The sequence below is a fragment of the Delftia acidovorans SPH-1 genome (assembly GCF_000018665.1).
Taxonomy (GTDB): domain Bacteria; phylum Pseudomonadota; class Gammaproteobacteria; order Burkholderiales; family Burkholderiaceae_C; genus Comamonas; species Comamonas acidovorans.
Window position 1 is genome coordinate 1,567,372 of record NC_010002.1, and the last position, 26,359, is coordinate 1,593,730.

General features: G+C 65.1%; 13 protein-coding genes and 2 pseudogenes. 10 read left to right on the top strand and 5 right to left on the bottom strand.

Features of this window, described 5'->3' with window-relative positions; translation table 11 throughout:
* Positions 1-83: 83 nt before the first annotated feature.
* The 4 genes and pseudogenes from DACI_RS07120 to tnpC all read left to right on the top strand — a co-directional run.
* Positions 84-674: pseudogene (locus DACI_RS07120) on the top strand (helix-turn-helix domain-containing protein); the annotation flags it as partial.
* Between the two features lie 80 nt (positions 675-754).
* Positions 755-1,198, top strand: coding sequence for an IS66-like element accessory protein TnpA (gene tnpA / locus DACI_RS07125; RefSeq protein WP_012203340.1), 444 nt, complete (start codon positions 755-757; stop codon positions 1,196-1,198).
* A complete protein-coding gene (gene tnpB / locus DACI_RS07130) occupies positions 1,174-1,524 on the top strand; it encodes an IS66 family insertion sequence element accessory protein TnpB (RefSeq protein WP_012203341.1) in 351 nt (116 codons plus the stop codon). Before tnpA ends, tnpB begins: the two co-directional genes overlap by 25 nt.
* A 101-nt stretch (positions 1,525-1,625) precedes the next feature.
* Positions 1,626-3,221, top strand: coding sequence for an IS66 family transposase (gene tnpC, locus DACI_RS07135; RefSeq protein WP_012203342.1), 1,596 nt, complete (start codon positions 1,626-1,628; stop codon positions 3,219-3,221).
* Positions 3,222-3,254: 33 nt separating this feature from the next.
* Here tnpC and DACI_RS07140 read toward each other — a convergent pair whose 3' ends face one another.
* Positions 3,255-4,043, bottom strand: coding sequence for a UPF0149 family protein (locus tag DACI_RS07140; RefSeq protein ID WP_192812280.1), 789 nt, complete (start codon positions 4,041-4,043; stop codon positions 3,255-3,257).
* 47 nt (positions 4,044-4,090) lie between these two features.
* Between DACI_RS07140 and DACI_RS07145 the strand changes: the two are divergent.
* Positions 4,091-4,699: pseudogene (locus DACI_RS07145) on the top strand (integrase core domain-containing protein); the annotation flags it as partial.
* 320 nt (positions 4,700-5,019) lie between these two features.
* Here DACI_RS07145 and DACI_RS07150 read toward each other — a convergent pair.
* Entirely contained in the window at positions 5,020-5,289 is a 270-nt protein-coding gene (locus DACI_RS07150; protein ID WP_012203345.1) for a hypothetical protein, read from the bottom strand.
* A gap of 476 nt (positions 5,290-5,765) precedes the next feature.
* Complete coding sequence (locus DACI_RS07155) at positions 5,766-6,785, bottom strand: GlxA family transcriptional regulator (protein WP_012203346.1); 1,020 nt, start codon at positions 6,783-6,785, stop codon at positions 5,766-5,768.
* 96 nt (positions 6,786-6,881) lie between these two features.
* On the opposite strand from DACI_RS07155, the gene DACI_RS07160 reads away from it, so the two are divergent.
* Positions 6,882-8,258, top strand: a complete 1,377-nt coding sequence (locus DACI_RS07160) for an amidohydrolase (protein WP_012203347.1) — start codon at positions 6,882-6,884, stop codon at positions 8,256-8,258.
* A gap of 166 nt (positions 8,259-8,424) precedes the next feature.
* Here the strand turns inward: DACI_RS07160 and DACI_RS07165 are convergent, their stop codons facing one another.
* Positions 8,425-8,994, bottom strand: a complete 570-nt coding sequence (locus DACI_RS07165; RefSeq protein ID WP_012203348.1) for a VUT family protein — start codon at positions 8,992-8,994, stop codon at positions 8,425-8,427.
* Positions 8,991-10,775, bottom strand: a complete 1,785-nt coding sequence (locus tag DACI_RS07170) for an NAD(P)/FAD-dependent oxidoreductase (protein ID WP_012203349.1) — start codon at positions 10,773-10,775, stop codon at positions 8,991-8,993. Before DACI_RS07170 ends, DACI_RS07165 begins: the two co-directional genes overlap by 4 nt.
* Before the next feature lie 676 nt (positions 10,776-11,451).
* Between DACI_RS07170 and DACI_RS07175 the strand changes: the two genes are divergently transcribed.
* The 4 genes from DACI_RS07175 (at position 11,452) to DACI_RS31840 (ending at position 26,341) form a co-directional block, all read left to right on the top strand.
* A complete protein-coding gene (locus tag DACI_RS07175) occupies positions 11,452-13,278 on the top strand; it encodes a filamentous hemagglutinin N-terminal domain-containing protein (RefSeq protein WP_043783228.1) in 1,827 nt (608 codons plus the stop codon).
* A gap of 5 nt (positions 13,279-13,283) precedes the next feature.
* Positions 13,284-14,981 carry a ShlB/FhaC/HecB family hemolysin secretion/activation protein gene (locus DACI_RS07180; protein WP_012203351.1) on the top strand — a complete coding sequence of 566 codons (1,698 nt, stop codon included), beginning with the start codon at positions 13,284-13,286 and terminating at the stop codon, positions 14,979-14,981.
* Positions 14,982-15,176: 195 nt separating this feature from the next.
* On the top strand, positions 15,177-25,433 hold the full coding sequence (locus DACI_RS07185; protein ID WP_192812310.1) for a hemagglutinin repeat-containing protein: 10,257 nt from the start codon (positions 15,177-15,179) through the stop codon (positions 25,431-25,433).
* A 458-nt stretch (positions 25,434-25,891) separates the two neighbouring features.
* Positions 25,892-26,341, top strand: a complete 450-nt coding sequence (locus DACI_RS31840; RefSeq protein WP_012203355.1) for a hypothetical protein — start codon at positions 25,892-25,894, stop codon at positions 26,339-26,341.
* Positions 26,342-26,359 lie beyond the last annotated feature (18 nt).

Consider the following 26,359-nt stretch of genomic DNA (forward strand, 5'->3'; position numbering starts at 1 on the left):
ATAGGTGACACATCAGTACAAGGACATGGGTAACAGATCCAAGCTTGGCAGCTGGAGCCAACAGCAGCCAAGGAGCGATCACCATGCCCTGGAAGGAGTGCGCACCCATGGACGAGAAACTGCTCTTCATAGCCGACCACCTGCGCGGTGGTGCGCCGCTGAGCGAGCTGTGCAGGCGCTACGGCATCAGCCGCAAGACGGCCTACAAGTGGGTTGAGCGTTACCGCCAACTGGGCATGGATGGATTGCAAGAACGCAGTCGCAGGCCCCACGGGAACAATCAGGCGATCAGCTATGCACAGCGCCGGGCCATCATTGAGCTGCGCACGCAGCAAAGGTCACAGATGGGGCCCAAGAAGCTGCACGCTTTGCTCCTGCAGCGTTGGGGCCCACAGGAGACACCCAGCAAAACCACCATCTACAACGTGCTGAAGGCTGAGGGGCTTGTTTGCAGCAGGCGTGTACGCAGACGCTCGGTGCCTACGGCCCAGCCCTTGCGAACGAGCAAGCAGCCCAATGGGGTGTGGAGTGCAGACTACAAAGGCCAGTTCAAGACAGCCGATGGTCACTGGTGCTATCCATTGACCATCATGGACCACGCCAGCCGCTATTTGCTGGCCGTGCACGTCTACGACAGCCCCAACTACGAGGATGCCAAACGCAGCTTCGAACGTAAGCGGTCATCCAACTACGTCTTCCCACAGAGCGCTTGAGAGGGGAAGCTACGTGTCCATGTAGAACAAGGTGGACACGTATGTCAGAGATCGACGCAGAAGTGGTACGGCGCCTGGTCACGGGTCGCAAGAACGATGGACGGGCCGTGTACGACCCGCAGGCCAAGGCAGAGGTGGTGCGGGCGTGCCTGAAGCCGGGTGTGTCGGTGGCGCGCATGGCGCTGCAATGCGGCATCAACGCCAACTTGCTGCGCCGCTGGATCACCCAGAGCATGGGTGCAGACATGAAGGCAAGTCGGGCCAGCATGCCGACCGTGGCCATGGCCAGCACCAGTGCTTTTGTCCCGCTGCGGCTGGCGGCCCCCGAGGTGTCCTCCGTCACCGCTGCGCAGATCAAGGCACGCCTGCACGCCCGACTGCCTAATGGGGTGGAGATCGACCTCAGCGAAACAGGCCCAGGCGAGTGGTTGCCCGTCATTGAACTTCTGGGGCGCCTGCCATGTTCCGACTCGACGACACGCTGACGGTGTACCTGCACCGCCCGGCCATCGACTTCCGAACGGGCATCAACGGTCTGGCCATCCTGGTGGAGCAAGCCCTGGGCATGAACCCGTTCGCGGCGGCGGTGTACGTGTTCAGCAACCGCCAGCGCAACCGGGTGAAGATCCTGGTCTGGGAGCGCAACGGCTTCTGGTTGTTGATGAAGCGCCTGGAGCAAGACCGCTTCATCTGGCCGGACGAGGCGGTGGTGCCGACGCTGACGGTGGAGCAACTGCACTGGTTGCTTGATGGCATTGATCTGGCGGTCACACAGCGACATCCACAGCGGTTCTACGAGCGCGTTGCGTGAGGCTGGTGCTGCCGAAATGAGCAAGGCCACTGCTGAGAATATTTGCCGCAAAATCCCCAGCACAAGGAACCGCCTGAGCGACAAGCAGATCGAAGCAGGCGATGGTTCACATGCCCACCGCCGAAGAATTTGCAGCCTTGCAAAAGGCGCTGGCCCAAGCCACCCAGACCAGCGAATCGCTCGCTGGTGAGCTGCGCATCACGCGCGCCGAGCGCGACCTGCTCAAGGAGCAGCTCAACAAGTTCAAGCGCCAGTTGTTCGCCGCCAAGAGCGAGGCCAGCGCCGGCCACCAGAAGGACATGTTCTTCAACGAGGCCGAGGCGCTTGGATCGGCAACCCAGCCGGCCCAGGAAGAAACCGAGGCCGACGACAACACCGTCGAGGTCCCCGCCCACAAACGGACCAAGCGCGGGCGCAAGCCGCTGGACCCGGCGCTGCCGCGCGAGGTGGTGCGCCACGAACTGCCCGAATCCGAGCGCGTATGCCCGCACGACGGTGCCGTGTTGCGGGAGATTGGCGTGGAGGCCAGCGAGCAGCTCGACATCATTCCGCAACAAGTGCGCGTGATCCGCCACGAGCGGGTCAAGTACGCCTGCCCGTGCTGCGATGGCACGCTGCGTCTGGCGGCCAAGCCCGAGCAAGTCATCCCCAAGGGGCTGTTCAGCGAAGGCCTGCTGGCCTGGGTGATCACCTCCAAGTACGTGGACGGCCTGCCGCTGTACCGCCAGGCGGCCTTGCTGGGGCGCTTTGGCGGCAGCGACCTCTCGCGCAACACCATGGCCGCCAGCGTGGTGCGGGTGGGCCAGGCGGTGCAGCCCGTCATCAACCTGCTGCGCGACCGGGTGCTGGACGCCCCGCTGATCTTCGGTGACGAAACCGAGATCCAGGTGCTCAAGGAGGCTGGGCGCAGCGCCCAGTCCAAGAGCTACATGTGGGCGCAGATGACCGATGGCTCTGGCGCCAGCGGCACGGGTCCGCCCATACGCTTGTTCGCCTACTCACCCTCACGCAGCACCGAAGCGGCGCAGCGTCTGTACGTCGGCGTGCGCGAGGGCGGCGTGCTGATGAGCGACGGCTACGAGGTCTACAACAAAATCGCCTTGGCCAACAAGCTCGTGCACATTGGGTGTTGGGCGCATTGCCGACGTTACTTCAATGACGCGCTGCAGGCGCTGCCCAAAGCGAACCGGGGGCCTGAGCAATTGGCGGCCAGATTCATCGCGCTGATCGGCACGCTCTACCGCGTGGAGGCACTGGCCAAAGAACAACGGCTGGATGTGAATGCGCTGCTGCAAAGCCGCCAGACCCACAGTGTGCCGGTGCTGCAAGAGATCCAGGCCTTGCTGCTGGCCAATGTTCATGCGGTGCTGCCGGGCAGCTTGCTGGGCAAGGCGCTGCACTACCTGTCCTCGCAGTGGGTCAAGCTGGAGCGCTTCGTCACCAGCGGCCATTACCCCATCGACAACAACGGCTGTGAGAATTCGATCCGTCCGTTTGTCATCGGCAGACGCAACTGGCTCTTCGCCGACACCGTGGCCGGCGCCAACGCGAGCGCCAACCTGTACTCGTTGCTGGAGACCTGCAAGGTCAACGGCGTCGATGGGTACCAGTACCTGAGGGCGCTGCTGGTGGCGCTTCCTCGGGCCAGGACCGTTGAGGACTACGAGGCCTTGCTGCCCTGGCGACTGGTGCGGTGATCCACCGCCTGACGGTTCGAGGCGCGAGATGGCTCAGTGCAAATCGGCCGCAGCACCACAGCACTTCTTGAACTTCGCCCCGCTCCCACAAGGGCACGGATCATTGCGCCCCACCTTGGGCTGCATCGACTTGGCCACTTCCCGCTGATAGACAGCGAGCCGAAGTGGCAGCCAGTGAGCGTGCATGTCCAGAACAGCCGGCGGGATTTGTTGAGCCAGCTCCGATCGCATGGCCGGTGTTCGGGTGAGTTCGTCCTGGTCCACGGAATAGTCGTCTTCGCCCAGCAGGGCAATGGGTCTGAACCAAGCTTGCCCTTGAGGAGTGGACAGCAACGGTTGCCAGTCCTTCCAGCAAAGCCTCATCCCCTGGACAAAGCCATACGCCCACGATTCTGCGTCGTCGTATTCACGCTCGTCACCGTCGTAGGCCATCGTTGACCAGCACGGGCTGATCTCCCGGGGATCATCCCCCAGGCCGGCAATGATGGTGTTGAAGTGGCGCATGACCAAGCCCAGCATGTGGTTCAGCTCTTCGATGGAACCCATCGGAGGCATCATCTCCTTGGTACCCCAGATCTTGGGCAGCCATTGCTTGGGATGCACGGTCGTCGGCCCGACCGCAATGGCGTGCAAGAACCCATCGACCATGTCCATGGTCATGCCTTCTTCCGTGTCAATGCCGAACAGCAGAAAGTGGTCGAGTTCTTCGAACTCTTCCTCGGACAAGGGAGCAAATGGGTCTGTCATCAACTGAATATGAAATGCGGCGCTGACCCAGATTCTCGCGCGTCGCAGACCGCACCACGCAGAGAGAACATTCATTGCCGCAACGGGCATCCGAGTGCAAGGGCGTGGTCAATAGAGCGCTTACCTTCGAACAGGTGTTTCGGCAATACGGACTGCCCGAGCGCATACGCAGTGACAACGGTCCGCCATTCGCGACTACTGGCGTGGCGGGCCTGTCACGCCTGGCGATATGGTGGATAAGGCTGGGCATCAGGCCGGAGCGCATCGAGAGGGGCAAGCCACAGCAAAACGGTCGCCACGAGCGGATGCACCGCACGCTCAAGCATGCCCTGGGCAAAGAGCCTGCGGCGGACAAAGCGGCATTGCAGATGCAGCTCGATGCCTTTGTGGAGCACTACAACCAGCAGCGCCCGCATGAGGCCTTGCAGCAAAGCATGCCGGCCCAGCATTACAGCGACTCGGCCAGGCCATACCCCTCAAAGCTACCGGAGCTGCAGTACCCGAAGCATTGGGAACGAGTTCGAGTCAGCCACAACGGCCTGATTTACTGGCGAGCGCTGCGGGTCTACATCGGCTACCTGCTGGCGGGGCAGTGGATCGGGATGCAGGAGGTGGCCGCTGGCCAGTGGGATGTGTATCTGGGGCCGGTGCGACTGGGCTGCTTCAACGAAGAGGATGTGCGAGGACCCCAGAAGGACTATGTGAGCTTGAAGTGTTACCCATGTCTGTGAGCTGAGTTGTTACCCATGTCCTTGACACGTACACCCCGAATGTCCGCGACCCCTTCGCTTCGCTACGGGCGACCTGCGTTGGGCGGGATGCGGGGTGTGCCGCAGAACTCACTCCTTGCGCCTGCGGCGCAATCCGTTCAAACAACTGCGGCAAGTCAGATGACGAAGCAAGCCTGTCCTTCGGCAGGCTTGCCACCCCGCATCCCGCCCAACGCAGGCGTGGGCAGAAGGGGGAGGCTGAAGGACAGCCAACAGCCAAAAATACAAACAGCCGATGCGCATTGGTGCGCTCGGCTGTTTTCATGGAGTTTGGTGCGGCGTCAGGGTTCGGGCCTGGCGGTGTTGCGCAGGACGTGGATTTCGTCGTCCATGGAGGTGGCCAGCCGTTCGGCGCTGTGCTGAATGGTGCGCAAGGCGCTGATCACCACATCCGGATCGCGCAGGCCTTCTGGCGTCTGCAGCCATGACTGCGCGAGCTGGGATAGTGCAGAGACCTCGTTGCAGCCTGATTGAACCATGGCGTTCATCTCGGCGACGGCCAGGGTCAGTTGCGTGGTCCTGGCGCTGCTGGGTCGGACTTCCTGCTTCATGGCATGGCCCTCCATGTGAATGTGAGGGCGCTCTGAATCATTGGCGCTGTATGCATGGTTCCGTGCTCCTTTGAGAGACTTGAAACCACCAATCCGCGTTCTTACGCGCAGACAGGTGGACGGGATGTTAAGAACACGCTCAAAGCCGTGCGGACGCCCTTGCGGGTAGCCCCATCCCGTCCATAACCGTAGGGACGTGGGCGTACACCCACGATCCGGCAATGCAGATGTGACAAGGCCTCGTTAACGGGGAGGCCGCACCGCTTTGAGAAAAGGTGTTCTTACGCACCAGCCCCTGTACTGGGGGCCACTCGGAATGATAGAGGCTTTGAATGAAAGCGAGGCCAAAGTCCCAGGCCGAGCGCAGCGACCGCCACTACGCAGGTTGCCCGCAGCGAAGCGGAGGGTCGCGGACATTCGGCTGCCGGGCCGAGACCCGGCCTCGAAAAGAACCCCCCCGGCAGGGGCAAAAACAATCAAGCAGCCCCCACCCTCCACCGCCTCCTGGGCGCCCTCAACGCATGCCTTTCCCGATAGGCCGCAGGCGCCATCCCCACATACCGCAAGAACACCCGCCGAAAGGCCGAGGCATCCCCATACCCGCAGGCCAGCGCCACGGACGGCACGCTCTCCAGCGTGATCTCCAGCAGCACCCGGGCCCGCGCGCAGCGCAGGCGGTGCAGGTGGTCCAGCGGGCTGTGGCCCAGTTCCTGCTGGAAGTGGCGCAGCAGGGTGCGCGGGCTGGTGGATGCCGCGTCCGCGAGGGCCTGCAGGTCATAGGGCTGCTCCACGCGCGCCTCCAGCCAGGCGATGGCATGGGCCAGCACGCTGTTGCGCGTGGCGGGAATGCGGCGGTCCTGCAGGGCGGCGCGGGTGGCGCGTTCGCGCTGGGCATCGGGCTGCAGCACGGCGGCCAGCGCTGCGGCCAGGTCGTCGCCGAAGGCATGGCGTGTGAGCGCGACGGCCATGGGTGCCAGGGCCTCGGGGTGGGAGGCGCTGAGCCAGGGCCTGTCGTCCACGAAGGGTTGGCCCTCGGCCAGTTCGATGCCCGGGAAGTCCAGGCCGAAGCCGCCCATGAAATACCAGGGCAGGGCCACAAGCCGGCCCTTGCAGCGGCCGCCCGCTGCCGCAAACCAGGCGGCGCTGCCCAGCGTGCAGACGGCCAGGCCCTGGTCGAAGGCTGTGGTGATGCGGCGCACGAGGGCCGGATGCGCGGCGACGATGTCGCGGATGGATGGGATGTCGGGGCAGTGCAGCGCGCTCACGAAGACGGCCTGCGCGGGCCCTTCGGCTGCCGCGCCTTCGGTCGCATGCGGCATGGCGGGCAGGGGCCGGCCCTGGCCGTCGACCCAGCGCCAGCCAAAGCGTGGCGCGCGCCGGCCCAGGCGCAGGCTGGCGACCAGGTTGGCGCTGCGCAGCATCTCCACCAGGTGCGCGGCGTGGCCGATGGCGCTGTGCTCCAGGCAGGGCAACTCGATGATGAAGGCTCGGGGCATGGCGGTTCTGGCTCCTCGAATGGCGATTTTGACGTGCCCGTCATACGTGCTTCACTTTTAGCATGGCTGCTTGTGCCACTTTCCAGGACCACGAAGATGCTCCACACCAGCGCCGAGACAAAGCCTTCCTCCTCCCCGCGCACAGGCCTGCGCTCCATCGCCCTGGCCGGGCTGCTGGCCTGCGGCCTGCCACTGGCGGCCAGCGCCCAGGGGCTCGATGCACAGGGCCTGGCGGCCCTGGATACCGCCATCCAGCCGCTGGCGCCCAAGATGGTGGAGTGGCGCCGCGACATCCACCAGCACCCCGAACTGTCGGGCCAGGAAGAACGCACGGCCAAGCTGGTGGCCGATCACCTGCGCCGCCTGGGCATGGAGGTGCAGACCGGCGTGGGCGGCACGGGCGTGGTGGGCGTGCTGCGCGGCAGCCAGCCCGGCAAGACCGTGGCGCTGCGTGCCGACATGGATGCGCTGCCCGTGGCCGAGAAGACCGGCCTGCCCTTTGCCTCCAAGGCCAAGGCCCAGTACATGGGCAAGGAGGTTTCGGTCATGCATGCCTGCGGGCACGATGCCCACGTGGCCATGCTCATGGGCGCGGCCGAGGCGCTGGCCGGCATGCGCGCGAAGCTGCCCGGCACGGTGAAGTTCATCTTCCAGCCCGCCGAGGAAGGCGCCCCGGTGGAGGCCGATGCCCACGGCCATGTGCCCAGCTTCGGTGCCAAGGCCATGGTGGAGGCCGGCGTGCTCAAGGACGTGCAGGCCATCTACGGCCTGCACATCACGGCCAACCTGCCCTCGGGCATGGTGGGCTATCGCAGCGGGCCGCTGATGGCTGGTTCGGACAGTCTGAGCATCCAGGTCGAGGGCCGGGGCGGCCATGGCTCGTCGCCGTGGAATGCGGTCGATCCCATCGTCGCGGCCAGCCAGGTGGTGCTGGGCCTGCAGACCGTGGTCAGCCGCCAGCTCAACATCAGCCTGGAGCCGGCCGTGCTGACGATTGGCTCCATCCAGGGCGGCACGCGCTACAACATCATCCCGGACAACGTGGAGATGCAGGGCACGCTGCGCACCTTCGACGAGGACATGCGCCAGGAGGCACACAAGCGCATCACCGCCACGGCCGAGCAGATCGCGGCCTCCAGCGGCGCCAAGGCCAAGGTGCGCTTCGGCCCCGTGGCCTATCCGGTGACCACCAACCCTGCCGCACTGACCGAGGCCTCGCTGCCCGCGCTCAAGCTGGCCATGGGCGGCAAGGCCATGGTGATTCCCAAGGTCAGCGGCTCCGAGGATTTCTCGGAGTTCCAGAAGGTGGTGCCGGGCTTCTTCTACTTCCTGGGCGCGCCGCCGGCAGGCCAGGATTTCGCCAAGGCGCCGTCCAACCACTCGCCGCTTTTCGACATCGACGAGAAGCAACTGCCCACGGGCGCGCGCTCACTGGCCGCGCTGGCCGTGGACTATCTGCAGCGCAACCCATAGTTGTTGGACTCCCCCTGAGCGGCGGACGCCGCTTCCCGTTGCACGGCACTCCCTCTCTCGCTACGCGGGAGGGGGACGGCACCCGCGCTGCGGGGCGGCGCGGCCGGCGTAGGCCCTTGCTCGGTGTCCCTGGCTTGAGATCGAGTCCGTGCGAACCGCGTCGGCTTTATTTGGCGCTGGCGATTGCCGATGGGCCTTTCCACCACCGGGCGATGGCGAGCCGGAACGGCAGCAGCAGCGCCACGCCCAGCACCAGCTTCACGCCCAGGTCGCCCAGCGCCCAGGTCACCCAGGGCTCGGCGGCGCCTGCGAAGGCGATGCTCCAGAACAGGAAGGTGTCCAGGCAGGCGGCCAGCAGCGTGGCCACCAGGGGGGCACGCCACCAGCGGCCCGCACGCAGGCGGTGGAACACACCGATGTCCAGCCACTGCGAGGCAATGAAGGCCGCGCCCGAGGCAAGCGCGATGCGCGGCGGCGCCAGCACCAGCGAGGCGGCCACGGCCACGGCAAAGCCCACCCAGGCCACGCGCCGGGCCTGCTGCGGGCCGAAGCTGCGGTTGACCAGCTCGCTCACCAGGAAGGCGAACGGATAGGTGATGGCGCCCCAGGTCAGCCAGTCGTTGATGGCGTACTGCACCAGGATGTTGGACGACAGCACCACCACGCCCATGGCAGCGATGGCGGCCAGCAGCTGGGTGCGCGAGGGGGCGACGCAACGGGGCGGGCGCGGTGTCATGCTGCGCCACCGGAGCCGCGTGCACCCGACGAGGGCAGGGGCAGCCCGAGGATGGCGCAGGCCACGGCCTCGCCCACCTTGACGCCATCCACGCCGGCCGACAGGATGCCGCCCGCGTAGCTGGCGCCTTCGCCGGCCGGGTACAGGCCGCGCGTGTTCAGGCTGTGGAAGTCCGCGCCGCGCTCGATCTTCACGGGCGAGGAGGTGCGCGTTTCCACGCCGGTGAGCACGGCGTCGTGCATGTCGTAGCCGCGGATCTTCTTGCCGAAGGCGGGCAGGGCCTCGCGCATGGCCTCGATGGCGTAGGCCGGCAGCACGTGGTGCAGGTTGGTCAGCGTGATGCCGGGCTGGTAGGAGGGCTCGACCTCGCCCAGCGCGGCCGATTCCTTGCCGGCGATGAAGTCGCCCACCAGTTGGCCCGGCGCGTTGTAGTTGCGCCCGCCCAGCAGGTAGGCCTTGGTCTCCAGCTGGCGCTGCAGCACGATGCCCGACAGCGGGTGCAGCTCGCCGTCCTTGAGGTTTTCCACACCATGGGTCTTGCCGTCGAAGGCCCAGGCAAAGCTCTTGGCATCGCGCGGATAGTCGGAGGGGTCGATGGCGCAGACCATGCCGGCGTTGGCATTGCGCTCGGCGCGCGAGTACTGGCTCATGCCGTTGGTGACCACGCGCTCGGGCTCGCTGGTGGCCGCCACCACGGTGCCGCCCGGGCACATGCAAAAGCTGTAGACCGCGCGCCCGTTGCTGGCGTGGTGCACCAGCTTGTAGTCGGCCGCGCCCAGCAGCGGGTGGCCGGCATGCCTGCCCCAGCGCGCCCGGTCGATCAGGCCCTGCGGATGCTCGATGCGAAAGCCTACCGAGAACGGCTTGGCCTCCATGTGCACGCCGCGTTCGTAGAACATGGCGAAGGTGTCGCGCGAGCTGTGGCCCAGGGCCATCACGGCATGGTCGGTCTCCAGCCACTGGCGCTCGCCGCTGTCCTGGTCCAGCACCTCCAGGGCGGTGAGACGGCGGTCCTCGCCCTCGCCCTCGATGCGCATGTCACACACGCGCTGGCCGAAGCGGATCTCGCCGCCCAGGCGGATGATTTCCTCGCGGATGCCCTCGACCACCTTCACCAGCTTGAAGGTGCCGATATGCGGGTGCGCGGCATAGAGGATCTCGGGCGGTGCGCCGTGGGTGACGAACTCCTGCATCACCTTGCGGCCCAGGTGGCGCGGGTCCTTGATCTGGCTGTAGAGCTTGCCGTCGGAGAAGGTGCCTGCGCCGCCTTCGCCGAACTGCACATTGGACTCGGGCACCAGCTCGCGCTTGCGCCACAGGCCCCAGGTGTCCTGGGTGCGCTCGCGCACCGAGCGGCCGCGCTCGATCACGATGGGCCTGAAGCCCATCTGTGCCAGCACCAGGGCCGCAAAGATGCCGCAGGGCCCGAAGCCCACCACCACGGGCCGGCGCTGCAGGTCGGCAGGCGCCTGGCCCACGGCATGCCAGCGCATGTCGGGCGTCGGGTTCACATGGGCATGGCTGGAGAACTGCTCCAGCAGTGCGGCTTCCTGGCTCTCGTCGGCCAGCGTCAGGTCGACGATGTAGACGGCCAGCAGCTCGGCCTTGCGCGCATCGAAGCTGCGCTTGTGCACGTGCACGGAGGCAATGGCCTCCTCGGCAATGCCCAACTGGCGCGCGGCCAGGGCGCGCAGCGGCTCCAGGGGCAGATATTCGGTGTGGCTGTCGGGGTGGTATTGCACCGCCGACAGGGGCAGTTTCAGTTCAGAGACGCGGATCATGGCTTGTACCTATCAAGCAGAGGGCCGGCGATGGTAAGCCAAAGCGCCAGGCGGCACATTCCGCCATGGCCACGCCCTTGGGGCACGCTCGGGTTCGCAGGTGGCGCACAGGTTTCCGGCCGGCACGCCTGGAATGCGGGAAGACCTGTGGCGGGAAGCATCCGGCCGACGGGCGCATGGCCCGGGCAACTGCACTGGCGTGATTGGCGTTATCTCCCTGGCCAATGGGGCGACGGAAAAAACGAATGCCATATTAATGGCATGCTAATCAATTAGGAGTGGTCTGATTTTTTCCAGAAAAATTAGATATTTCCTAGGATGAAAATCCCATTGTCAAAAAAAGTGTATTGGCGATAGCGGTGATTTCGCTGATCATCTGCTCGCGCTGTCAGTGGGCTATGGGCATTGCCATTGGCAGTGGAGATTTTGCAAGAGAGGGTTGCCGGCAAAGAATGCCTGCCATGTGCCGGCAATGGAGTTCAACCAGATGGACAGGCTGGCGACAGTACCCGGTGCGTGGGGCGGCTGGCTATGCAATATGAAGAAATCAATGGGAGGCGCCGCGCTTTGCGGTGCGCTGGGCGTCATTGTCTGCGGTTGGGGAGCAGTGGGGGAAGTCCGGTCTGAGGTGGTTTCCAGGGTCACGGCCCTGCCAGATTCCGCCACGCGGGTGAACATGGGTGACGGTGGCCGCGTGCAGGTCACGCCGGCCCAGGTCACAGACGGTGTTTCATACAACGGCTTCAGCCAGTTCGATGTGGGCAAGGCTGGACTTACCTTCTTGAATGAGGGGGTCAAGGCGCGGACCATCGTGGCGGAGGTTTTTTCCGCTGCGCCCTCGCATATCACAGGAACCATCGATGTCAATGGCCCCCGCGCCAATCTGATTTTTGCGAATCAGAACGGCATCCGCGTCAATGGAGGCAGCTTCGTCAATTTCGGCAGCGTTGCCCTGACCACGGGCGCCGTGACGCTGCGCGATCAATTGCAGCCTTCTGGCTATGTCCAGCGGCTGGTGGATGTCCATACGAAGCAAGGCGAGATCGTGATTGGCGAGCAGGGGGTCACCGGCAATCTGATCCGTCTGGAGATGATTGCCAAGAGCATTGCCCTGCAGGGTGCCGTCACCAACGAGTTCTCATCATCAAGTGCCCTGGTCCGCATGGTGGCCGGGGAATCCACGGCCCAGTTCGATACGGCGGCGTCGCCCACGGACAACTTGACGCCATGGGTCTACTACGAGGGAGGGAAGGCGCGCAGCACCGCATTGGCGGTGGACCTGAATGCGGACTCCAAGGTCACCTCCGGGCGTATCGAGATTCTGGTGACCGACCAGGGCGCCGGCGTGCGCAACCAGGGGCAGATGGTGGCTTCCGCGGGGGATTTCCGGCTGACCAGCACGGGCCAACTGGAGCAGATTGGAGGCAAGGTGCAGGCCCAGGGCCAGGTGGACATACGTTCCCAGGAAATCGTGCTCAGCTCGCGTGGGGAAGAAAGCAGCCTGCTGGCGGCGGGCAGCCGCGTCCGGCTCCAGGCCGACGGATCCATCCGCAACCTGGGTGGCGAGATATCCGGCCAGCAGGGCGTCGGCGACGCAGAGGATGCCCATGCCGTCGTGCTCAAGGCCGGCGGCGACATAGAGCACCGGACGCCCGTCGGGGCCAGCAAGACCGCGCTGATTTTCGGCAAGGAAGGCTCCGTGTTCCTGGACAGCGGGCGGGGCCTGGACTCCGTCAACGCGCGCATTGTCTCCAACAGCGATCTGTTCATCCGAGGTGCTGCGGATGTGCGCAATGAAAGCGTGCACATTGCGGGGGCAGGCCAGAGCGACTGGCAGTCGCACAGCGTCTTCAAGCGCAGAAAAGGCTACAGCGTGGACATGGGCGAGCTGGCCGATCCTGCCAACCAGGCCTACTGGGTGGCGCAAGGCAATGTGAAGGTCACGGCGCGCAACTTCTCCAACCTGGGCGGCCATGTGTTCTCCAACCAGGGCGGCATCAAGATAGAGGCGCAAGAGAGCGTCGTGACCAAGGCGCACAGCATTGGCGGGTTCGAGTACCGGCAAAGCTGCTTCCTGTTCGTCTGCAGGCGCACAGCTTCCTCCAATGAGGCGCTGGTGGGCGGGCAGATCATGGGCGCCGAATCGGTCGATATACGTGCTGGCGGGAAGATCCTCAACGATGCCGGCCAGGTCTACGCAGGCAAGGGAATGACCCTGGAGGCTCCCGAGATCATCGCGCGAGGACGCCCCGTGCATACCGTCATCCTGCGCGACAAGGGGCTCAAGGCGCTGTTCGGCGACACCTGGGCCAGGATCTATGCCACGGACCTGGGCGGCAGCTACACCGTCCAGCAAGGACGGCTGGTTCTCAAGGGGCTGGCATACCAGGACGGCGGGGTGTTGCAAGCCTCCGAAGGCGTGGACGGCGCCATCGACGTGATTCGCAAGCCTTCCCGCGATGCGGTGCGCATCGAGGACCACCTCGGCATCTTCTGGTGGTGAACCGCATGAGCCACTGGATCTCCGCTGCGGGCATCTGCGCGCTGGCCCTCAGTCCGATGCTCGTCCATGCACAGCCTGTGTCTGCGCGCGACCCCAACGACCAGATCATCCGCGAACAGCAGGAAAAACTGCGCGAGGAAATGCTGCGCCGCTCCGCACCCGCCAGCATTGAATTCGAGCAACCCGCTGCCGCAGCCGCAGGCATGGAAGACCGATTCCCCGAAGGCCTGCAGCCCCAGGGACCGGCCTTTCCCATTCATACCATCAGGCAAGATGGCATGGCGTTGCTGCCGGAGGCTGTCTTTGCCAGGGTCACCGCGCCCTTTGTCGGCCGCTCGATCGGGGTCGAACACATCAACGTGCTGCTGGAGCGGGTCAACCGGGCCCTGATCGCGGCGGGCTACACCACCTCGCGTGCCTACGTGGGCAACCAGAGCCTGCAGGAGGGCGTGCTGTCCCTTACCATCGTGCCGGGCCGCATCGAGCAATTGCTGTTCAACGGCACCCCTGTCGGTCCTGGCGACGATCAGGCTCCGGGCGTGCATCTGGCCCTTGCCATGAAGCAGGGCGACGTGCTGCGCCTGCGCGACATCGAGCAGTCGGTGGACCAGTTCAACCGCCTCAGGCGCAACAACGTGCAGGTGCAGATCCGCCCGGGCACGCAGCCGGGCGGCTCCATCGTCGAGTTCGTCAACCGGGCGGGCCAGGCCGCGCGTTACAACGTCTCGCTGGACAATCAGGGCGCGGCCGCCACCGGCCGCCTTCGCGTGCAGCTGGGCCTGGATGCCGGCAATGTGCTGGGCCTGATGGAGTCGCTGGGCGCCGGCCTGACCACCAGCACGGAAACCAACGCCCTGTATGGCACCTTCTCCGTGCCCCTGGGCTATGCCACGCTGTCGGCAATGGCTTCCGTCTCGGAATACCAGAACCTCATTGGCGACACCGCCCTGGTCCACGGCACATCGAAGACCTACACGCTGTCGCTGAGCCGCCTGCTGCAGCGCGACCAGAACAGCAAGACGGCCATGGACCTGAGCTTCTCGCACCGCAAGTCCGAGCGTTCCGTCAACAACATCTCGCTCAGCCCGCAGACCCAGGCCGTGCTGCGCCTGGGCATCAACCGCCTCACGCGCTTTCAGGCCGGCGAGGGGCTGGGCCAGTGGACGGTGGATGCGGGCATCTCGCGCGGCATGCCCTGGCTGGACACCAACCGCGACCCGGCCGACCTGCCCCGGGAGGCCGCCCGCTACCGGTTCACCAAGCTGGAGCTGTCGGCATCGGTGGAGCGGCCGTTGGGCAGCCTCCTGACCTGGCGCTCGCGTGCGTTGGGCCAATGGAGCCGGCATCCGTTGTACTCGTCCGAGCAGATCTTCGCCGGAGGCGTGGGCAGCGTGCGCGGATTTCCCGAATCGTCCGTTGGCGGCGACAAGGGCATGGTCTGGCGCAATGAATGGGCGTTGCAGCGGCCGCCTCAGATCCTGGGCGGGCAGATCCGCTACGAGCCTTACCTGTTTGTGGATGCGGCGCGGCTGTCCACCGTTGCAGACAGCCGCTCACATGCCCTGGCCAGCGCGGGAGGCGGGCTGCGCATCGCCTTCGCGGGCGGCTTCGCCGAGTTGATCGCGGGCAAGCCGTTGCGCACACCCAGTGAAATGCCCAAGCCCGGCTGGCGTGTCAATGCCAGCCTGGCCTACCAGTTCTAGCGCTGTACCGCCCGCACAGGCGCACCGGCAGCAAGACAGCAGCAACACAGAGACAGACAAGACAGAGCAATGAAGAGGGAGCCCAGCATGCATGCACCGACCATGAGCCAGCACAACCAACAGTCCTCCCCTGTGCCCGAGGAACCGAGAACCGCGTACCGCGCCCCTCGGTGGGCCCGGCGCACAGCGGCGTTCATGGCCGCTGTTTTCTGGCTGACTCAACTGCAACTGGTCATGGTCGGCACCGCGCAGGCCCAGCCGCAGCCGCCGGCCGGGGCCATCGCAGGCCCATTCGGCGGGCCCATTGCCGACCCGCGCGCGCCGATGGCCTTCCAGCCGGGCATCCAGTCGCTGCCGGGTGGTGGTGCCCTGGTCAACATCACGGCGCCCAATGCGGCCGGAACCTCGCTCAACCAGTACGAGCGCTTCGATGTGCCAACGTCCGGTGTCGTTCTCAACAACAGCCTCATCGGTGGCACGCCGTTGCTGGGCGGCACGGCGGCTGCCAATCCCAATCTGTCTGGCGGGCGCGCGGCCAACACCATCGTCAACGAGGTCACCGTCACCGGAACACCCAGCCAGATGCGGGGCACGGTGGAAGTCTTCGGAACGCCCGCCACCGTCATCATCGCCAACCCCAACGGCATCACCTGCGATGGTTGTGGCGTGGTCAATACGCCCAGGCTTACCCTGAGCACGGGCCGGCCCACCTGGCTGGATGCCGGGGGGATGGGCAGCACGTTCCAGGATGCAAAAAAACAGGGCTTCGACGTGACCGGTGGCCGCATCGAAGTGCGCGGCTCGGGCATCGAAGGCACGGTGGGACAGCTGGACCTGATCGGCGAGATGCTGAGCATCGACGCTCCCCTGCGCGCCCACTACCTGAACCAGGACATCTCCAGCATCAACCTGACGGCAGGCAAGACGCCTGCCATGCCGGGCTCCGCGCGTGCCGCTTCCGAATCGCCGCAGTCCCCGCAGACCCCGGCTCCAGCGCAGTCGGGCCGGGCTCTGGCCATCGATGCCACGGCCCTCGGTGCCATGACCGCAGGCCAGATCCGTGTCATTTCCACCGATGCCGGCATGGGCGTCAACCTGCAGGGCCCGCTTCTGGCCTACCAGCGCGACGTGGAGATCCAGAGCGCCGGCCGCGTCAGCACGGGTTCCCTGGCATCGGCACGGGACATCCGCATCGACAGCGATGGCTATGTCAGCGTTGCTGGAGAAGTCTCTGCGGGCAAGCAACTGCAGGTCAGCGGCCGCGATGGCATGCAGTTCAACGGACCCGTTCAGGCGCAGGGCGACATCCGGCTGCAAAGCGCGCAGGGCGGCATCGCCGTGAGCGGCGATCTCGTGACCGCCGGCAGCCTGCAGGCGCGTGCGGGTGGCGACCTGCAGATGGGTTCTGGCGCAAGCACCGTGCAGGTTGCGGGCGCCACCACACTGGGTGGCAAAAACGTCCACCAGACCGGCAAGCTGCTGGTGGGTGGCGACCTGGCCATCGACGCGGGCGAAGGTGCGTCCCTGGGCGGCGTCACCGCAGTCGCGGGCAGCCTGGACATGCGGGCCGGCCAAGGTGCGTTGCTGTCGGGGCAGTTGCAGGTCAACCGCAGCGCCAAGGTTTCGGCCGACACCATCGACGTCACGGGACGCAGCGTCGTTGGCGAGAACTTCCAGCTCGACGGTGTTCGATCGGTTGGCCTCATCGGCAGTGCCCAGGTGGGCCAGTCGCTGAGCATGAAGGCGGGCACCGTGGGCATCAACGGTGACATCTCGGCCGGCGAGACCAATGTGGACGCCAGCAGGGTCGATCTCGGCAGCGCGGAAAAAGGCCTGTCCATCGGCGGCGACCTGAACCTGCGCGTCGGCGACTCCCTGCATGCGCGTGGCGATGTCAGTGTCACGGGCAGCGCGAATCTTTCCAGCGGGGGCGACGCCCGGTTCGACGGCGCCATCACTGCCGGGCGCGACCTGGGCCTGAGCGCGGGTGGCGACCTGACCATGGCCGGCCCGGTCACATCGGGCGGCAAGGCCAGCTTCAATGCCGCAGGCAACCTCACGGCGCACGGCGACATCCTTGCGGGCGGCGGCATCACGGGCAAGGCGGGCGGGGACATCCGCCTGGGCGGGCAGGTGGGCTCGGCCGGTTCCCAGCAATGGAGTGCGGGCGGCGACTTCTCCGCCGACAAGGGCATGGAGGCTGCGGGCCTGTCCGTCGAGGGCCGCAACATCCGCATCGCCGGCGATGTGCTGTCCCAGGGCGCCGTCAACATGAAGGCAGGCCAGAAGCTCCAGCTGGGAGGCGACTTGCGCTCAGCAGGCAGCACCACCCTGAGCGCCGGCGCCGAAGGCATCACCGCCAAGTCCATCCTCACCAACGAAGACCTCGACATCCGCAGCCAGGGCAACATCTCCCTGGAGCAGGCGCAGGCCGCGCGCGACGTGCGCCTGGAATCCTCGACGGGCAGCATTGCAACGGGCAACCTGCTGGCCGGGCGCGATGCCGGCGTGACTGCGGCGGGCAATGTGCTCGTCGATGGAACACTGCATGCCGGGCGCGATGCGCGCATTGCCGCCAAGGGTGATACCACCGTGCGCGGCGATGCCTATGCCGGGCGCGACGTGGCGCTGTCAGGCAGCTCCATCAGCCTGGACAAGGGCCTGCAGGCCGGCGGCGATCTGCGCCTGGAAGCGGGTGACGGCGGCATCGCCAGCCGGGGCCAGCTGGTCGCCAACCGGGGCATCACCGCCCTGTCCACAGGCCAGATCGACGTCCAGGGGCCCGTGCTTTCCGGCGAGAACCTGCAACTGCGCGCAGGCCGTGACATCACGGTGGCGGGCGACATCGCGGCCATGGGCACCATGGACATCCGGTCGGCACAGGCCCTCAAGGCCGAACGCCTGCAGGCTGGCGCCGATCTTGACGTTGCGGCCGCATCCGTCCACACCCGCAGCGTGCTGGCGCAGGGCCAGGCCACGCTGCGCGCCGACGATGCCTTGCGCATCCAGGGCGACCTGATGGGCGCCGGCATCGACGCCACGGCGCGCACGGGCGCCATCTCGGTCACCGGCACGGTGGCCACGCCGGGGGCGCTGAGCCTCAAGGCCGGCACCGATGCCGAGGCCGGCAAGGTGGTGGCCGGCACGGCCGACGGCCAGGCTGCCGTGATCGACGCGGGCGGCAACATCCGCCTGCAAAGCCTGGAGACCGGCGGCGCCTACCAGGCCCGCGCGGGAGGCAGCCACGAGGTGGCAGGCGCGGCCACCGTCCAGGGACCGGCCGACATCGCCGCTGGCGCGGACATCACCGTGGGTGCAGATGCAGCCTTCGGCCAGGGCCTGGCCGCGAATGCCGGCGGACGCATTGCCGTGGCCGGCGACACCCTGGTGCTGGGCGATGCACGCCTGCAAAGCGGTGCGGGCCAAAGCTACGGCGAGACTTCGGGCGGCAAGGCGGGCGGGCAGATGCGCGTCACCGGCAGGCTCGATGCCAGCGCCGGCCAGGGCTTCGCCGTGGGCAAGGAGCTGCGCGTCAACGACGGCATGGACATCAAGGCCAAGGCCGGTGCCATCGACGTGGGCGGCGGCCTTGCCACGCTGGGCGATGCGCGCCTGCAGGGCTCGGACGGCGTGCGCGTGGGCGGCGACCTGCAACTGCGCAAGGGTGAGCTTGCCAGCTCCGGCGGCGCCATCGCCATCGCAGGCAAGGTCTCTGCCGAACAGGACCTGGGACTGAAGTCCCGGGGTGACATTGCCATTGGCGGTACCACCGTCGCGCAAGGCCGGCTCACCGCCCGTAGCGAGGCTGGCAGCATCGGCTTTGGCGGCAACCTCGACGTGGCCGGCGACTTCGACGCCCATGCGGCGCAGAACCTGGGCTTTGAAGGCAACAGCCTCTTCCTGGGCGAGGCCCGGCTCAAGGCGGACAACGGTGCCATCCGCAACCGGGGCGACATGACCTTCGCCAAGGCGGTGGACATCGACACCGGCGGCGATCTCTCCAACGAAGGCCTGATCCAGTCGCAGCAGGACATCTCCATCCGTGCGCGCAACATCGACAGCAACCTGGCCAGGGCCGGCGGCATCGTCACACCGGGCCAACTCACCGTCCAGGCCGGGGGCGCCACGCGCCTGGGCAGCCAGGGCAAACTCAGCGCCGGGCAGGACATGGCGCTGCAGGCGGCCGGCGGCACCAGCAGCCAGGGCACCATCCAGGCGGGTGGCAAGCTCACCCACACCGGCACCCTGTCGAGCAGCGGCAGCGTCGTGGCCGACGACATCACCATCGACGGCGCGCTGGGCAACCAGGGCGGCAGCGTCTATGCCCAGGGCAGCCTGGGCGTCTCGGGCAGCACCAGCAACAGCGGCAACATTGCCGCCAGCACCATCACCATGGCCGCCGTGGACAACAGCGGCCAGATCGGTGCGCAGGGCATCTCACTGGGCGCCACCGGCAACTCGGGCAGCATCTCCGGCTCCAGCGTGGGCATAGATGGCAGCCTGAGCAACAGCGGCAGCATAGGCGCCAGCGGCTCGCTCGGCGTCTATGGCGGCTCCATCTCCAACAGCGGCTCCCTGGCGGGCGGCGACGTCACCCTCAGCGGCAGCAGCATAGGCAACGATGGACAGATCCAGTCCTCGGGCTCCCTGAGCATCTCGGGCGGCAGCTTCGACAACGGGCTGACCGAATCGCGCAGCTGCGTCTCGGCCAGCGGCTGCGGCGCGGGCTCCGCCCCCGAAGACTGGCGCTACAGCCAGAACCCGGGCGCCGTGCATGCGGGCGGCGCGCTCACCGTCAACGTCGGCAGCATGACCAACAAGGGCGTGGTCAGCGCAGGCAGCAGCGTCAATATCCAGGGCAGCCTCAACAACACGCGCAGCGTCAACGACCCCTACACTTCCGCAGGCGCCAGTGGTGGCGCCAGCACCGGCATCATCTCGGCCGGTGGCGACCTCACCATCTCGGGCCCCTCCGTGCAGAACGCGGGCGGGCAGATGCAGGCAGGCGGCGCCGTCAACATCACATCGGCCGGTGCCTTCAGCAATGGCGCCCCTGCCGAAGGGGTGACCGGCCAGATCCAGGGCAGCAGCGTCACCATCAACGCCGCCAGCATCGACAACCAGGGCACGCTGCTGGCCAAGAGCGGCGATGCGAAGCTCACCGCCAGCGCCGGCGGCATTGCCAACACCGGCACGGTGGCCGCCAGCGGTGGCCTGCAACTGCAGGCCAGCGGCGCGGTCAGCAACGGCGACGGTGCCAACCTGCTGGGCCAGGACATCCGCATCAAGGGCTCGGGTTTCAGCAACCAGGGCACGGTCTATGGCCAGGGCGGCGCGCCCGGCGAGATCGACATCAACACCACGGGCGGCTTCAGCAACAGCGGCGGCACCCTTGTCGCGGGCGGCAAGCTCAACATCCAGTCTGGCGGCTACAGCAACAGCGGCGGCACCGTGGGCAGCCTGGGCGACGTCACCCTCACCATGGCCGGCGCCTATGGAGCCACCGGCAACGAACTGCTGGCCCTGGGCCACCTTCAGCTCAACGTGGGCGGCATCAACGTGGGCGCCTCGGAAAGCTGGTCCTATGGCGGCAACTCCGTGGCCTGGACCGGCACCCTGCACAACCAGGGCAGCGTCGCCATCGCCGGCAGCGCCAAAGGCAGCATCCACAACGAAGCCACGGGCACCCGCAGCGGCAGTGGCGAGCCCGATGTGCGCGACGGCACCTACGAGGTGCCCGACTACCCGGCCGCGCTGGCCGACCTCAAGGAAGTGCGCGTCGTCGGCTACACCGACGTGGCGCAGCGCGCGCAGCTGTACATCGGCGGCGGCTTCGACGGCTCGCTGGTCAATGAGGCCTCGGACGCCAGCGTGGGTGGCGGCAGCATCGAGCAGCGCAAGAAGAACCAGACCATCACCTGGGAGGGCAAGAACGCCGACGGGGACATCGTCACCGTCGAAGGCCTGGCCCGCAGCGTGCCGCGCCTGAACACCGGCAGCGGCAGCTCCACCATCACTCTGGTCGGGCCCGATACCGGCACCATCGTCGGCGATGCCATCACCATCAATGGCGGCACCATCACCGTACGGCCCGGCATTGATCCCGCCACGGGCCTGCCCCTGGTCGTGGAAGCCCGCAACCGCGAGGTCAAGCCCGGCGACGTGGCCAAGGGCCCCGACGGCCAGGCCGTCAAGGGCGACGTCAAGACCGGCGATGCCGGCAAGGCCGACGCGCCCAGGGAATTCAAGGTCCTGGGCGGCGACCCCGGCAGCATCGGCGCCGGCGACACCAAGGGCCAGGGCAGCGATATCAAGGGCCCGGGCGACGAAGGCCTGCCGCCCCGGACCTCCAGGCCGCTGGACCTCTCGCGCCCTGAACTGGCCACGCCCGAAGGCGGCGTGGCCGCCCTGCTGGGTGGCGGCAAGAGCGTGGCCTGGCCCGACTGGAAGCAGATGCAGATCGTGCCCGGCGGCATCAGCGCCAACGACCTGGAACTCAACCTCAACGGCCAGTTCATCAACCGGGGCCAGCTCGAAGTCACCAACAACCTGGCCATACGCGCCGCCGAAGGCATAGACAACTTCGGCGCCAGCATTCGCGCGGGCGGCTACACCAGCCTCAGCGGCGGTGGCCTCGACAACAGGGACGGCAGGATAGAGACCGGCACCCTGCTGACCTCCCTCAAGGGCGACATCGACAACAGCCGCGGCAGCATCGTCGCGCATGACGGCGGCTACCTGCAGGCCAGCGGCAATATCGCCGCCACCGATGGCCGCTTCGTCAGCGACGCGGGCAAGATCGTGCTGGACGCGGGCGGCAACATCGACCTGGTCGCCAGCAAGGTCGAGGGCAAGAAGGGCGCGGGCCTGTATGCCGACGGCGACATCCGCCTGGGCGCCACCGCCAAGGCCGAAAGCACGCACAAGAAAGAGGACCAGATCCTCGTCACCCATCACTACGACGCGGACAACAACCTCACGGACCCCGAGATCCGCATCAAGATCGGCGAAACCCAGCGGCGCACCGACACCCTGACCCACACCGGCACCACCATCGACGGCGGCGAAGGCGGCGTCACGCTGCGGGCCAAGGGCGACGTGGTGGCCCTGGGCTCGCACATCAAGGCCGGTGAGGACGTTCTGGTGCAAGGCGCCAGCGTGCGCGTCGAAGCCCTGGTGGACAAGTCCAGCAGCCTGGAGGAAGAGCACCGCAAGAACTACGACCATGCGCTGTTCCAGCGCAGCGAATCCCTGTCGGGCGGAGAAATAGAGGCAGGCCGCAACCTGAGCATCGTGGCGAACGGCAAGGCCGACGCCGGCAAGGGCGACATCACCCTCAAGGGCGCCACCGTCACCGCCAAGGGCGACGCCAGCCTCATCGCCAGCCGCGACGTCAACCTGCAGGACATGCAGACCGAGCACGGCCGCTTCGAGGAAACCTACAGCAAGAAAAGCGGCTTCCTGAGCAAGAAGAGCACGCACACCGTGGAGGAAGGCGCCAGCAGCCTCAGCGAAGGCAGCGTGCTCGGTGCCAACAACATCTACCTGCAGGCCGGGCGCGACATCAGTGTGACCGGCTCGCACGTGGTGGGCCAGGGCGATGTGGGCCTGGTGGCCGGGCGCGACGTGCAACTGCTGGCGGGCCAGGACAGCGCCGCCGCCACCAGCCACAGCGAAACCAAGAAATCGGGCCTGTTCAGCGGCGGCGGCTTCGGCATCACGCTGGGCTCCAAGTCCGTCACCATCGACCGCAGCAACGAAAGCGTGCGCGCGGCCGGCTCCAGCGTGCAGGCGCAGGGCGGCAACGCCTCCATCGTGGCGGGCAACCAGTACCGCCAGACGGGCTCGGCCGTGCTGGCGCAGGGCGATGTGAACATCGTCGGCAAAAGCGTGGAGATCAACGAGGCGCGCGAGCTGGAGCGCGACAAGTTCGAGATGCGGGCCAAACAGAGCGGGCTGAGCGTCAGCATCAGCAACCCCGTGGTCAATGTCGTGCAAGGCGGCGAGACGGTCGCCCGCATTGCCGGGGCGACCGGCAAGACCAGCGATGCCCGGATGCAGGCCCTGGGTGCGGCCGCTGCCGGCATGGCGGCCTATGAAACCTATGGCAAGGCCAGCCAGCTCATCGCAGACCCCAGCAGTGCCACCAGCGTAGGCATCAGCCTCAGCCTGGGCAAAAGCTCCAGCCGCAGCACCAGCGAATACCAGGTCAACAGCGCCGTAGGCTCCCTGGTCAAGGCCGACGGCAACGTCAGCATCACGGCCACCCAGGGTGACGTCCACGTGCGCGGCAGCAGCGTGGAAGCCGGCAAGGACGTACGCCTGGCTGCGGACAAGGGCAACATCGTCCTGGAAGCGGCAGAAAACCGCTTTGCCGAGCAAAACAGCCAAAGCAGCAGCTCGGCCAGCGTGGGCGTGGCCTTCACCCTGGGCAGCAAGAACGGCTTCAGCGTCAATGTGGGGCTCAGCCAGGGCAAGGGCAGTGGCAGCGGTGAAAGCCTCAGCCACACCAACACCCACATCAAGGCAGGCGGCACGGCCAGCGTGCAAAGCGGCGGCGACACCACGCTCAAGGGCGCCACCATCGTGGCCGACACGGTCAAGGCCGACATAGGCGGCAACCTCGCCATCGAAAGCCTGCAGGACAAGAGCACCTACAACGAGAAAAGCAGCAGCGCCGGCCTCAACGTCAGCCTGTGCGTGCCTCCCCTGTGCTACGGCCCCTCCAGCGTGGGCGGCAGCGCCGGGCGCACGCGCATCGACAGCGACTACCAGAGCGTGGTCGAGCAAAGCGGCATCCGCGCTGGCGACGGTGGCTTTGACGTCAAGGTCAAGGGCGACACCACGCTCAAGGGCGGCGCCATCACCAGCACCCAGGTGGCGATGGACGACGGCAAGAACCGCTTTGAAACGGGCGGCAAGCTGACCACCAGCGACATTGAAAACCACGCGGCCTATGACGCCAGCGGCTGGAGCGCAGGCGGCAGCGTGGGCTTCCAGGCAGGCGACCAGAGCACAGCCAAGACGGAAGAACAAAAAAAGGCCGCACTCGACACAGGCAAGGGCCTGACGGGCGGCAGTGCCGGCGTGGGCAGCGACAGCGGCAATGCCAGCAGCACCACCAAGGCAGGCATCAGCGGCGTGGCGGGTGACAGCGGTGCGCGCACGGGGGACAAGGAGACGGGCCTCAAGCCCATCTTCGACAAGGACAAGGTGCGCGAGAACGTCAATGCGCAGATCGAGATCACGCGGGAGTTTGGCAAGCAAGGCAGCGCAGCATGGGGCAACTACGCCACCAGGCAATATGCCGAAGCACTGAAGAACCAGGATGCTGAAGCGGCAGAGTGCTGGGGACCCAGCGGCGCATGCCGTGCCGTCGGCCATGCGCTGATTGGCGGCGCGACAGGCGGCGTGGGCGGTGCGGCCGCTGGCGGGTTTACCTCACTGACGGCGCCGCAGGCACAGGCCCTGCTGCGGGGAGCTGGCTTGCCGGAGCCCGTGGTGGATGCTCTGGTGCAAGGCTATGCGCTGGGTGCTGGCGCCGGAATTGGCGGTGCACCCGGTGCTGCAGCCGGCGCTAATGAAGCGTCAAACAACGCGGTGGCACCCTTTGCCATAAATGTGTTGCTGGAGGGAGGCGCGCTGGCTTTGGCAGGATGCTATGCGCTGCCTGCATGCGCGAAGAACATTGCACCGCAGATGGAGCAGTATCTGGCCAGTCTGACCAAGGAGCAGGTTGCCAGTGCCGTTGGCCAGTCGTGGATGCGCGGATGTGGGCTGATCCCCATGTGTACGCTGTCGCTTATTGCGCAAGGCGTGGATCCTCGGCTATTGGGTGTGCAGGGTAAGCCGGAAACGCCTGCTCCAGGGCCGAACCACACTGGCGGGGATCAGACTAGGAATCCGAATCCTGGTGGCGGCACTACTACGACACCTAATGATGGTCCGAAGGGTGGGTTGGGCCCTAATGGCAAACCGATAGCAGACCCTTCAGACACTACAACTGTTACCCCGATCCCAGAACCGCAAGGGCCGCAGCTTGTTCTCAGCGAGAAAAAAAATGGGGGTAGCGTCAGTGCTTTGCCCGGGGCTGCGCCTGGAGTTAACGAGATAAAAGGGGCTGATGCACTTGCAGATAACGGTTTTAATGTGGTTCATCAGCCGACTAATTCATCGCAAAATCAGCCAGGACGAAAAGCTGATTATTATGTGGAAGGAATCGGGCAAGTTGACGAGTACAGTCCGGATCCATCTACGGAGCTGCCTAATATGGCACGTGCCATAGAGAAGAAGAACAAGCAGGGAAATGGGGTGATGGTGCAGAAGGATTTGACTGATTATGAAATAGAAATTTTGAGTAACATGGTTTGGAAAAAACCTAATGCAAAAAATATTGATACATTGATATTTAATTCAAATGGTAAGCTAAAGGTGCTTAAAAGGCCGAAATAAACTATGCCTAAATATAGATGCTTGTGCGGGTATGTATTTCATCTTTCTACTGGGAGAGAGAGTTATGATTTGATGCTGATTAAGAATGCAAATGTAGAGGATATTGGCAACGCTATTGTTAAAAATAAGGGGATTGATGTGGATTCATTTTTCGAAAAAATTGACCTAGATTCAAGAACTGTTTATTGGTGTCCAAGTTGTAGAAGACTACACGTATCAACACCTGATTTGTCTAGCAATAATTTTGAGATATATAAGAGGGAGGTATGAATTTCATCTGGAAGTGAAGTTGCCAAAATTGCCAGTATTAGAACTATCGTTTTAAGGACTTACACAAACAGGATGCGACAACGTGCTGCGCCCTATGACAAGCCGCGCGCTTTGTTCCTTCTTACATAAGTTATGGTTTTATATCAATAGAAATAAGCCTGCACAGTTTAAATTTCCTAGGAAATAGAATGAATTATGAATTGTTGTTGGGTTATCAGCGAAATCTTATTGATGCCTCATTAGATGATATATCAGGCGTCAGTATTCTCTCTGGATGGTGTGGTGGTCAGTATGGGGCTAATCAGGATAAGTGGAGAAATGCCGTTTCAAGGTTTGTCTTTAGAAATTATTCATCAGGATTGATTGGTTGTGTAAATCCGGATATTTATAAGATAAAAGACATTGTGAAGTTCTCTAAAAAATATGAAACTTTAGAGGTTGATGTAAATGAGGAGTCTCTTGTATTGTGGAATGGAGTTATATATTCAAGTACCAAAAAGCTTGATGAATTAATTGAGAGATATGGCCTTGGTGATTGGAGGTATCTTGATTTTGATGTGAATCATGATTTTATGAGCGAAATAATATCTATATATAAGGATTTTGGTTCTGATGTGAGCGATATTTCATTGTGCTAAGGATGATCTGTAAAACTC

Bases quoted from the DNA above. Each gene is read 5' to 3' on its own strand.
- tnpB (WP_012203341.1), top strand. From the start codon at position 1,174: ATGTTCCGACTCGACGACACGCTGACGGTGTACCTGCACCGCCCGGCC.
- DACI_RS07170 (WP_012203349.1), bottom strand. From the start codon at position 10,775: ATGATCCGCGTCTCTGAACTGAAACTGCCCCTGTCGGCGGTGCAATAC.
- DACI_RS07155 (WP_012203346.1), bottom strand. From the start codon at position 6,785: ATGCCCCGAGCCTTCATCATCGAGTTGCCCTGCCTGGAGCACAGCGCC.
- tnpC (WP_012203342.1), top strand. From the start codon at position 1,626: ATGGTTCACATGCCCACCGCCGAAGAATTTGCAGCCTTGCAAAAGGCG.
- DACI_RS07185 (WP_192812310.1), top strand. From the start codon at position 15,177: ATGGCCGCTGTTTTCTGGCTGACTCAACTGCAACTGGTCATGGTCGGC.
- DACI_RS07175 (WP_043783228.1), top strand. From the start codon at position 11,452: ATGGGTGACGGTGGCCGCGTGCAGGTCACGCCGGCCCAGGTCACAGAC.
- DACI_RS07180 (WP_012203351.1), top strand. From the start codon at position 13,284: ATGAGCCACTGGATCTCCGCTGCGGGCATCTGCGCGCTGGCCCTCAGT.
- DACI_RS07165 (WP_012203348.1), bottom strand. From the start codon at position 8,994: ATGACACCGCGCCCGCCCCGTTGCGTCGCCCCCTCGCGCACCCAGCTG.
- DACI_RS31840 (WP_012203355.1), top strand. From the start codon at position 25,892: ATGAATTATGAATTGTTGTTGGGTTATCAGCGAAATCTTATTGATGCC.
- tnpA (WP_012203340.1), top strand. From the start codon at position 755: ATGTCAGAGATCGACGCAGAAGTGGTACGGCGCCTGGTCACGGGTCGC.
- DACI_RS07150 (WP_012203345.1), bottom strand. From the start codon at position 5,289: ATGAAGCAGGAAGTCCGACCCAGCAGCGCCAGGACCACGCAACTGACC.
- DACI_RS07140 (WP_192812280.1), bottom strand. From the start codon at position 4,043: ATGAATGTTCTCTCTGCGTGGTGCGGTCTGCGACGCGCGAGAATCTGG.
- DACI_RS07160 (WP_012203347.1), top strand. From the start codon at position 6,882: ATGCTCCACACCAGCGCCGAGACAAAGCCTTCCTCCTCCCCGCGCACA.